Here is an 8,111-nt window from a genome sequence, read left to right as displayed (position 1 = left end):
GCCGGCGTCACCACCCCGGCCCCCGGCTTCGCGGCCTTCGTCTCCTGCCAGGTGATCGCCCAGGACCGCAAGGGCCTCGAAGCGCTGTTCCGGACCCTGACCGAGCGGATCCGCTTCCTCACCGCCGGCGGCACCCCGCCGGACCTCGGGGTCGGCGCGCCGCCCTCGGACAGCGGCATCCTCGGCCCGACCGTCCCCGCCGACCACCTGACCGTCACGGTCGGCGCCGGCGCCTCGCTCTTCGACGACCGCTACGGGCTGGCCAAGGCCAAGCCGGTCAGGCTCGCGCCGATGAAGACCTTCCCGAACGACAACCTCCGGGCCGCCGAACTGCACGGCGACCTCTCGCTGCAGATCTGCGCCGACCGCCAGGACACCGTGCTGCACGCACTGCGCGACATCACCCGGCACACCCGGGGCGCGATGCAGATCCTCTGGCGGATCGACGGCTTCCAGAACCAGTCCCGCCCGGACGGCGCGCAGCGCAACCTGCTCGGCTTCAAGGACGGCATCGTCAACCCCGACACCGGCTCCGCGCGCGAGATGGACCGGCTGGTCTGGGTCGCCGACGGGACGGGCGAACCCGGCTGGGCGACCGGCGGCAGCTACCAGGTGATCCGCATCATCCGGATGCTGATCGAGTTCTGGGACCGCGTCACCCTCACCGAGCAGGAGAAGATGTTCGGCCGCCGCCGCGACACCGGCGCGCCGCTGGACGGCGCCCGGGAGACCGACGCGCCCGACTACGCCAAGGACCCGGACGGCAAGGCGATCCCGCTCGACGCGCACATCCGGCTGGCCAACCCGCGCACCGCCGACACCGACACCTCGCGCATCCTGCGCCGGGGCTTCAACTACGACCGGGGCGTCGACCAGGCGGGCAACCTGGACATGGGCCTGGTGTTCTGCTGCTACCAGCAGGACGTGGTGCGGCAGTTCGAGGCCACCCAGACCCGGCTGATCGGCGAGCCGCTGGTGGACTACATCTCGCCGACCGGCGGCGGGTACTTCTTCGTCCTGCCGGGCGTGAGGGACGAGGCCGACTGGCTCGGGCGGGGGCTGCTGGCCGCCGTCTGACGGCGGGTTCCACCGCGGGCCCGGCGCCGCCACGCACCGGGCCGGTCCGCGCCGTCAGCCGCCGAGGGTGAAGCCGATCACCGCGCCGCCGCCCTCCCGGTTGGCGGCGAAGGCCGTCCCGCCGTGCGAGCGGGCCACCTCGTGCACGATGGCCAGGCCCAGTCCGGAGCCGGGCAGGCTGCGAGCGGCGGTGGCCCGGTAGAAGCGGTCGAAGACCCGGTCGAGGTCGGCCTCGTCGATGCCCGGGCCGCGGTCGCGCACCTCCACCCGCGGGCCGCGCACCACCACCTCGATCGGGCCGGTCCCGGAGGGGTCGAACTTGGCGGCGTTGTCCAGCAGGTTGCCCACCGCGCGGGCCAGCGCGTCCGGCCGGGCGGTGACGACGGTTCCGTCCGCGTCCACCACGATCTGCCGGTCGCTGCGCCGCCGGGCCTGGGCGGCGGCCTGCCGGACCACGTCGGCGAGCACCACCTCGGTCGGCTGCTCGTCCGCCCTGCGGTCCGCCGCGAGCGCCACCAGCTCCTCCACCAGCTGGGCCAACTCCCGTGACTCCTCCATCAGATCGGCCATCAGCGCGGCACGTTCGGCGGGCGGCAGCCGGTCCAGGCCGGGCAGCACCGAGAGGTTGGTGCGCAGGCTGGTCAGCGGGGTGCGCAGCTCGTGCCCGGCGTCCTGCACCAAGCGGCGCTGGTTCTCCTTCGCGGTGGCGAGCCGGACAAGCATCCGGTCGAAGGCCCGGCCGAGCCGGCCCACCTCGTCCGTTCCGGCGGCGGGCACCGCGACGTCCAACCGCCCACTGGTGGCGACCAGTTCGGCCGCGGCGGTGAGCCGGACCAGCCGTCGCGTGATCCGCCGGGCGAGCAGCCGGCCGGCCCCGCCGGCGAGCACCGCGACGATCGCCACCAGGGCGACCGTGCGGGTCCGCAGGGTGGTCAGCAGCTTCTCGGTGGGCCCGACCTGCTGGATGATCTGGACCGCCCCGCGCCGCCCGCCGAGCGAGACCACACCGACCCGGTAGGCCTCGCGGTGCTGGTGGCGCAGCCCGATCGAGGTGCGGCCCGGCTGGTCGGCGTGGGCGAGCTCGTGGTCGGACGGGCTCGGCGGCAGGTCGAGCCGGGCGGTGCCGGGCAGCACCGCGCCGTCAGGGTCGAGCGACTGGGTGGTGACCCGGATCGGGCGGACCAGGTCGGCGCTCAGGCCGCTCGGGCCGGCGAAGTCGCCCGGGAAGAGGACCTCCCGCTGGACCTGCCGGCCGACGGAGTCGACGGCGGCGCCGAAGTCGGCGGTCTCGTCGTCCCGGATCAGCCGCGCGGCGGCGTCGTAGCCGAGTGCGCCGATCAGCACCGCGACCAGCGCGGCGATCGCGGCGAAGGCCAGCGCGAGGGTGGTGGGCAGGCCCGGGCGCGGCAGCCGGGGGAGGCGGCGGGCCGGGCGCGGGAACCGCGGGAACCGCAGGAACCGGGGGAGGCGGCGGGCGGGGCCGGTCACGGCTCGCGCAGCGTGTAGCCGACGCCGCGGACGGTGTGGATCAGCGGCACGAGGCCCGGACGGTCGAGCTTGCGGCGCAGGTAGCCGATGAACACCGCGAGGTTCTTCGAACCGGGGCCGAAGTCGTAGCCCCAGATCTGCTCGTACAGGGTGGCCTGGTCGAGGACGGCGCCGGCGTGCCGGACGAGCAGTTCCAGCAGGTCGAACTCGGTGCGGGAGAGTTCGAGCTCCCGGCCGGCGCGCCAGGCCCGACGGGCCGGCGGCTCGACCCGCAGGTCCGCGACGGTCAGCGCCTCGGCGGCGGGCTCGGGCGGGTGGCGGCGCAGCAGGGCGCGCAGGCGGGCGAAGAGCTCGTCCACGTCGAAGGGCTTGACCAGGTAGTCGTCGGCGCCGGCGTCGAGGCCGGCGATCCGGTCGGGGACCTCCACCCGGGCGGTGAGCATCAGCACCGGGGTGCGGTCGCCGGCCGCGCGCAGCCGGCGGCAGACCTCCAGGCCGTCCGGCTCGGGCATCATCACGTCGAGCACCAGGACGTCCGGGCGCTGTTCGGCGTGGACGGCCAGGGTCTGGGTGCCGTCGGCGGCGACCCGCACCCGGTAGCCCTCCAGCATCAGGGCGCGGGCGAGCGAGTCGCGGATGGCCCGGTCGTCCTCGGCGATCAGCACGGTGTGCGTCATGGCGGAGATTCTCCCTGACGTGCTCACGGCGCTTCCGGTCGGGGCCGAGGTGTTCCGGGTCCGCTCCGCGGCCCTCCCCGACGGCCGCGGCTGTTGCGCGGTGCTTCGCGGGCGTACGGTGGCCGTACGGTGGCGCGCCGCCGGGTGGGCCGCCTGGTTCGAGTCGGCACGCCCTGCCGGAGGCCGCGATGGCAGACCGGATGGCCTTCTTCACCACCCCGCGCGCGGAGCGGGCGCGGCGGGACGCGCGGGAGCGCCTGGGGGACTGGCGGGAGGTGTACCGGCCGGGCGAACTGCTGCCGGTGGTGGGCGGGCAGGCGGGGCGGTGCATGGACTGCGGGCTGCCGTTCTGCCACCACGCCTGTCCCCTGGGGAACCTGGTGCCGGACTGGAACCGGCTGGTGGCGGAATCGGGGACGGGCCAGGAGCCGGGGGCGGGAGCGGATTGGCGGGCGGCCGCGGCACGGCTGCTGGCCACCAACAACTTCCCGGAGTTCACCGGGCGGCTCTGCCCGGCGCCCTGCGAGAGCGCCTGCGTCCTGGCGATCGACGGCGCCGCGGTGGCGATCAAGAACGTGGAGCTGGCGATCGCCGACCGGGCCTGGGAAGCGGGCTGGGACGGGCCCCGGCCGCCCGACCGCCCCGAGCGCGCCGGTGGGCGGCGGATCGCGGTGATCGGCTCGGGTCCGGCCGGGCTGGCCGCCGCCCAGCAACTGACCAGGGCCGGGCACACCGTCACGGTGTACGAACGGGCCGACCGCGCGGGCGGACTGCTGCGGTACGGCATCCCGCCGTTCCGGCTGGAGAAGCACCGGCTGGAGCGCCGACTGGACCAGCTGCGGGCCGAGGGCGCCGCCTTCCGCACCGGGGTGTGGGTCGGCCGGGACGTTCCGGGCGAGGAACTGCGATCGGGGTACGACGCCGTGGTGGTCGCGGTGGGGGCGACCGCCTGCCGGGAGCTGGCGGTGCCGGGCCGGGACCTGTCCGGGGTGCACCAGGCGATCGACTACCTGACCTGGGCGAACCGGGTGGACGAGGGCGACCGCCCGGTCTCGCCGGTGTCCGCCGAGGGGCTGGACGTGGTCATCGTCGGCGGCGGGGACACGGCGGCGGACTGCCTGGGAACGGCGCTCCGTCAACGCGCCGCCACGGTCACCCAACTGGACATCAACCCCCGCCCGCCGCAGGACCGGGCCGCCGGACAGCCCTGGCCGGTGCACCCCAAGGTGTACCGGGAGACCACCTCGCACGAGGAGTCCGGCGCCGCGGAGGCCGGGCCCCGGGTGTTCGCGGCGACCACCGTCGGCCTCGAAGCCGGCCCGGACGGCCGGCTGGCCGCCGTCCGCTTCGCCGAGGCCGAACCGGCCGACCGCAGCCCGCGGACGGGCACCGAGCGGAGCCTGCCCGCGCAGCTGGTGCTGCTCGCGCTGGGCTTCACCGGGCCGGAGCCGGACCGGCGGCTGTTCGCCCAGCTCGGCCTCACCACCGGGCCGGCGGGCACCCTGGCCCGGGACGACGGCTTCGCCACGGAGGCGCAGGGTGTGTTCGTGGCGGGGGACGCCGGACGCGGGCAGTCACTGATCGTCTGGGCGATCGCCGAGGGGCGGGCGGTGGCGGCGGCGGTGGACCGGTACCTGCGCGGGTGGACGGAGCTTCCGGCGCCGATCCGGGCCTCGACGCGGGCGCTCACGGTGTGAGTCCGGGAGCACCCGCGCCGGGGCGGGCCGGGTCGGGTCGGGGCGACTGTGGCGTCGCCGGGGACGAGGTTGTCCGCCTCCGAGCTGAAGACGACCCGCCGGTCGTCCGCCGTGGTCCGGCCGCCGTAGGAGCCGAGGGTGGTCGTCGTCCCGGGTAGGCCGGTGCTGACCAGGGTCTCGGTGCCCTGTTTCAGGTCGCGGACGTAGACCTCGAAGTGACGGTCCCACTGGGTGTCGCCGTGCAGGACCCAGGACGAGTAGACCGCGTAGCGGCCGTCGGGGCTGATCGAGGGGTTGACCACACCCTTGTAACCGCCGTCGCCGTCGCATCGGGTACGTACGGTCTTTGCTACGATCCGGCGAAGCTGGTGTCAGGAGTTGTGCGTACACGGGTCGGAGGGTGGGGACGTGGGTTCCGATGGACGGGCGGTGACGTCGGTCGAGGTTCGCTACACCCCGACGGCCGCCGACTTCCGGGAGGCCTTCGCGGCGTGGGACCGGCGCACGGTGGCCGGACGCCGGTCGCGGCGAGCCGTGTACACGGTGGCCGCCGGCGGGACGGCGGTTGCCGGGCTGCTCGCCGTCCTCGGCGGGACGGTGCTGCTGCTGGCCGCCCTGCTGGTGATGGTCGCGCTGCTCGTGGTTCTCGCGGGGCCCGGGACGCGGGTGCGGCGGGTGACCAGGGCGGCGGCGGACAAGGGCGAGTTCAGGGTCCTGCTGGACGACGACGGGGTGGTCGTGAGCACCGAGGCCTCGGTCACCGAGTTCTCCTGGCCGGAGCAGCGGTACTACCTGGAGACGCCCCGGCTGTTCCTGCTGCTGACCGGCAACGAGGAGACGGGGGTGCTGACCATGCTGCCCAAGCGCGGGGCCGACGACCTCCGGGGGCTGGGGGAGCTGATCGACCGGCACGCGACGGCGCTCGTCCCGGACTGAGCGGTGGTTCCTGGGGCGGTTCCTGGGGCGGTCCCTTCGGTGGGGCCGATGCGGCCGGGGCGAGGGGCGCGTCACGGGGTGGGCTCCGCCGGGCCGGCCCGGTGCGCCCGCCGGTCGTAGCGCCAGAGCGCGGGGATCGCGGCGGACAGCGCGGCCGAGCTGCCGAGGCAGAGCAGGCCGCCGGTGCGCAGGGCCGCCCGGATGCCCTGGCGGGCGGCGAGCCCGCCCGCCCGCAGGTCACCCAGGGCCGGCCCGGCGGAGCCGATCAGCATCTCCAGCCCGGCCGCGCGGCCCCGGAGTTCGTCCGGAATGGACTGGTTCCAGATGGCGCTGCGGAAGGTGTCGCCGATCCAGTGGGCACCGCCCGCGACGGTCAGGCAGAGCAGGACGGCCCACAGGCCCGGGGCGAACGCGGCCGCCGCCGTCGCCGCGCCGACCAGGGCGGCGGAGAGCAGGACAGGTCGGCCGTGCCGGTGGACCCGCTCCGCCCACCCCCCGGTCGCGGCGGCGATCAGGCTGCCGACCGCGCCGGCCGAGTAGAGCAGGCCGAGCGCCCAGGTGGCGTCCAGGTCCGCGGCCAGGAACGGGAAGAGCGCGGTGGGCAGGGCGAAGACGGTGGCCGCGAGGTCGGCCAGGTAGGTGCCGATCAGGTCCGGGCGCCGGGCCGCGTACCGGGCGCCGTCGAGGAACTCGGTGAGCTGCGGCGCCTCGGCGTCCCGCTCCGAGGGGACCGGCCGGACCCGGGCGAGCAGAGCGATCGAGAGCAGGAAGGTGCCGAGGTCGACCAGGTACGCCGCCGGGACGCCGGCGGTCGCGATCAGCAGGCCGGCCGCCGCCGGGGCCGCCACGCCGCCGATGCTCCAGCGCAGCGAGAGCAGGGAGCCGGCCGCCACCAGCTGGTCCTGGGGCACCAGCCGGGGGACCATCGCCTCGACCGAGGGCTGCTGGACGCCCTGGAGCGCCGCCGCCAGCCCGGCGGCGACGTACAGCGGCCAGACGGCGGGGGCGCCGAGCAGCGCGTTGGCCAGCAGTAGGGCGCTGAGCGCGGCCAGGGCGACCTCGGTGGCCAGGGCGACGGTGCGGCGGTCGGCGCGATCGGCGAGGACGCCGCCGTAGAGGCCGAACAGGACGGTGGGCACGAGTTCGACCGCGCCGACCGCGCCCACGGCCAGCGGCGAACCGGTGAGGTCGGCGATCTGGAGCGGGATCGCCGTCATGGTGAAGATCGAGCCGAGCAGGGTGACGGTGCCCGAGGTCCAGGTCAGCCGGAAGTCGCGGGAGGACCGCCAGGGCGCGGTGTTCGGCAGCAGGCGGAACCAGCGGCGGTGCGTTCCGGGGGTGGTGTTCGGTCCGGAGGCGCTGTCCGTTCCGGGCGTCGGGCTCGGTCCGGGCGTTGGGCTCGGTCCGGGGGTCGGGTTCGGTCCGGAGGTCATGAGGGGTGGGATCCCTTCGCGGCCGTCGGTGTCGCGACGGCTCTCCTTATCGCTGATAAATTCCAGCTCGGGAACTTATCGGCGATAAGGTGGGTCTGGCAAGCGGACGACCCAGGAGGCCGATCGGATGGCTCTGAAGCGCGACGAGGTGGTGCGCACGGCGCTGCGCCTGCTCAACGAGGAGGGCATCGACGGGCTGACCACCCGGCGGCTCGCCCGCGAACTCGGCGTCCAGTCACCGGCGTTGTACTGGCACTTCACGAGCAAGCAGGAACTGCTCGACCTGATGGCCGAGGCGATGCTCGCCGAAGCCCTCCCGCCCGACCGTGAGCCGGACCCGGCGCGCTGGCCCGAGTGGATCGCCGCCGACGCCCGCGCCAAGCGCAACGCCCTGCTCGCCTACCGCGACGGCGCCCGGGTGCACGCCGGAACCCTTCCGACCGAGGGCGAACTCCCGGCGGTCGAGACCCAGTTGAGTGCCCTCTGCGGAGCGGGTCTGCGCCCGCGAACGGCGCTGCGCCTGCTGCTGACCGTCGACCGGTACATCATGGGCTGGGTCACCGAGGAGCAGGCCTGGCGACAGGACTCCGCGGGCCGCGACCGGCCGCCGTTCCCGGACGAGGCGCTGTGCGAACTGCCCTTGCTGCGCGAGGCGGTCGACGTCCTGCGGATGACCGACCACGACGCCGACTTCGAGTACGGGCTGCGGGTGCTGATCGAGGGGTTCCGGACGGAGATCGCGCGGGAGGCGGCGCAGGGCGCCCCGGCGCCGGACCGGGCCCCGGGGGCCACTCGTCCGATGG

At 75.3% G+C, this 8,111-nt stretch carries 7 protein-coding genes; 4 read left to right on the top strand and 3 right to left on the bottom strand.

Annotated elements, in window-relative coordinates:
* A partial coding sequence (locus ACIQOV_RS16670; protein ID WP_401049172.1) for a Dyp-type peroxidase occupies window positions 1–1,077 on the top strand: 1,077 nt, incomplete at its 5' end.
* Window positions 1,078–1,131: 54 nt separating this feature from the next.
* Here the strand turns inward: ACIQOV_RS16670 and ACIQOV_RS16665 are convergent.
* Both ACIQOV_RS16665 and ACIQOV_RS16660 read right to left on the bottom strand, forming a co-directional pair.
* Window positions 1,132–2,565: an ATP-binding protein gene (locus ACIQOV_RS16665; protein WP_401049170.1), complete on the bottom strand. Its 1,434-nt coding sequence runs from the start codon at window positions 2,563–2,565 to the stop codon at window positions 1,132–1,134.
* Window positions 2,562–3,242, bottom strand: coding sequence for a response regulator transcription factor (locus tag ACIQOV_RS16660; RefSeq protein WP_359908776.1), 681 nt, complete (start codon window positions 3,240–3,242; stop codon window positions 2,562–2,564). The genes ACIQOV_RS16665 and ACIQOV_RS16660 overlap by 4 nt, the downstream gene beginning before the upstream one ends.
* Window positions 3,243–3,430: 188 nt before the next feature.
* Here ACIQOV_RS16660 and ACIQOV_RS16655 point away from each other — a divergent pair, with 188 nt between their 5' ends.
* Together ACIQOV_RS16655 and ACIQOV_RS16650 are read left to right on the top strand one after the other, a co-directional pair.
* A complete protein-coding gene (locus ACIQOV_RS16655) occupies window positions 3,431–4,939 on the top strand; it encodes a glutamate synthase subunit beta (protein ID WP_380550177.1) in 1,509 nt (502 codons plus the stop codon).
* A gap of 429 nt (window positions 4,940–5,368) precedes the next feature.
* On the top strand, window positions 5,369–5,875 hold the full coding sequence (locus ACIQOV_RS16650) for a YcxB family protein (protein ID WP_401049167.1): 507 nt from the start codon (window positions 5,369–5,371) through the stop codon (window positions 5,873–5,875).
* Window positions 5,876–5,946: 71 nt separating this feature from the next.
* Here ACIQOV_RS16650 and ACIQOV_RS16645 read toward each other — a convergent pair whose 3' ends face one another.
* A complete protein-coding gene (locus ACIQOV_RS16645; protein WP_401049165.1) occupies window positions 5,947–7,308 on the bottom strand; it encodes an MFS transporter in 1,362 nt (453 codons plus the stop codon).
* Between the two features lie 127 nt (window positions 7,309–7,435).
* Here ACIQOV_RS16645 and ACIQOV_RS16640 point away from each other — a divergent pair.
* The coding region (locus ACIQOV_RS16640) for a TetR/AcrR family transcriptional regulator C-terminal domain-containing protein (protein WP_401049164.1) at window positions 7,436–8,111 on the top strand (676 nt) is incomplete at its 3' end.

It is taken from the genome of Kitasatospora sp. NPDC091257 (assembly GCF_044757675.1).
GTDB lineage: Bacteria > Actinomycetota > Actinomycetes > Streptomycetales > Streptomycetaceae > Kitasatospora > Kitasatospora lactacystinica.
This window is presented reverse-complemented; position numbering and strand designations above follow the sequence as displayed.

What these genes read in the sequence shown, in the direction of transcription:
- ACIQOV_RS16660 (WP_359908776.1), bottom strand. Translation starts at nt 3,242, where the DNA reads ATGACGCACACCGTGCTGATCGCCGAGGACGACCGGGCCATCCGCGAC.
- ACIQOV_RS16655 (WP_380550177.1), top strand. Translation starts at nt 3,431, where the DNA reads ATGGCAGACCGGATGGCCTTCTTCACCACCCCGCGCGCGGAGCGGGCG.
- ACIQOV_RS16645 (WP_401049165.1), bottom strand. Translation starts at nt 7,308, where the DNA reads ATGACCTCCGGACCGAACCCGACCCCCGGACCGAGCCCAACGCCCGGA.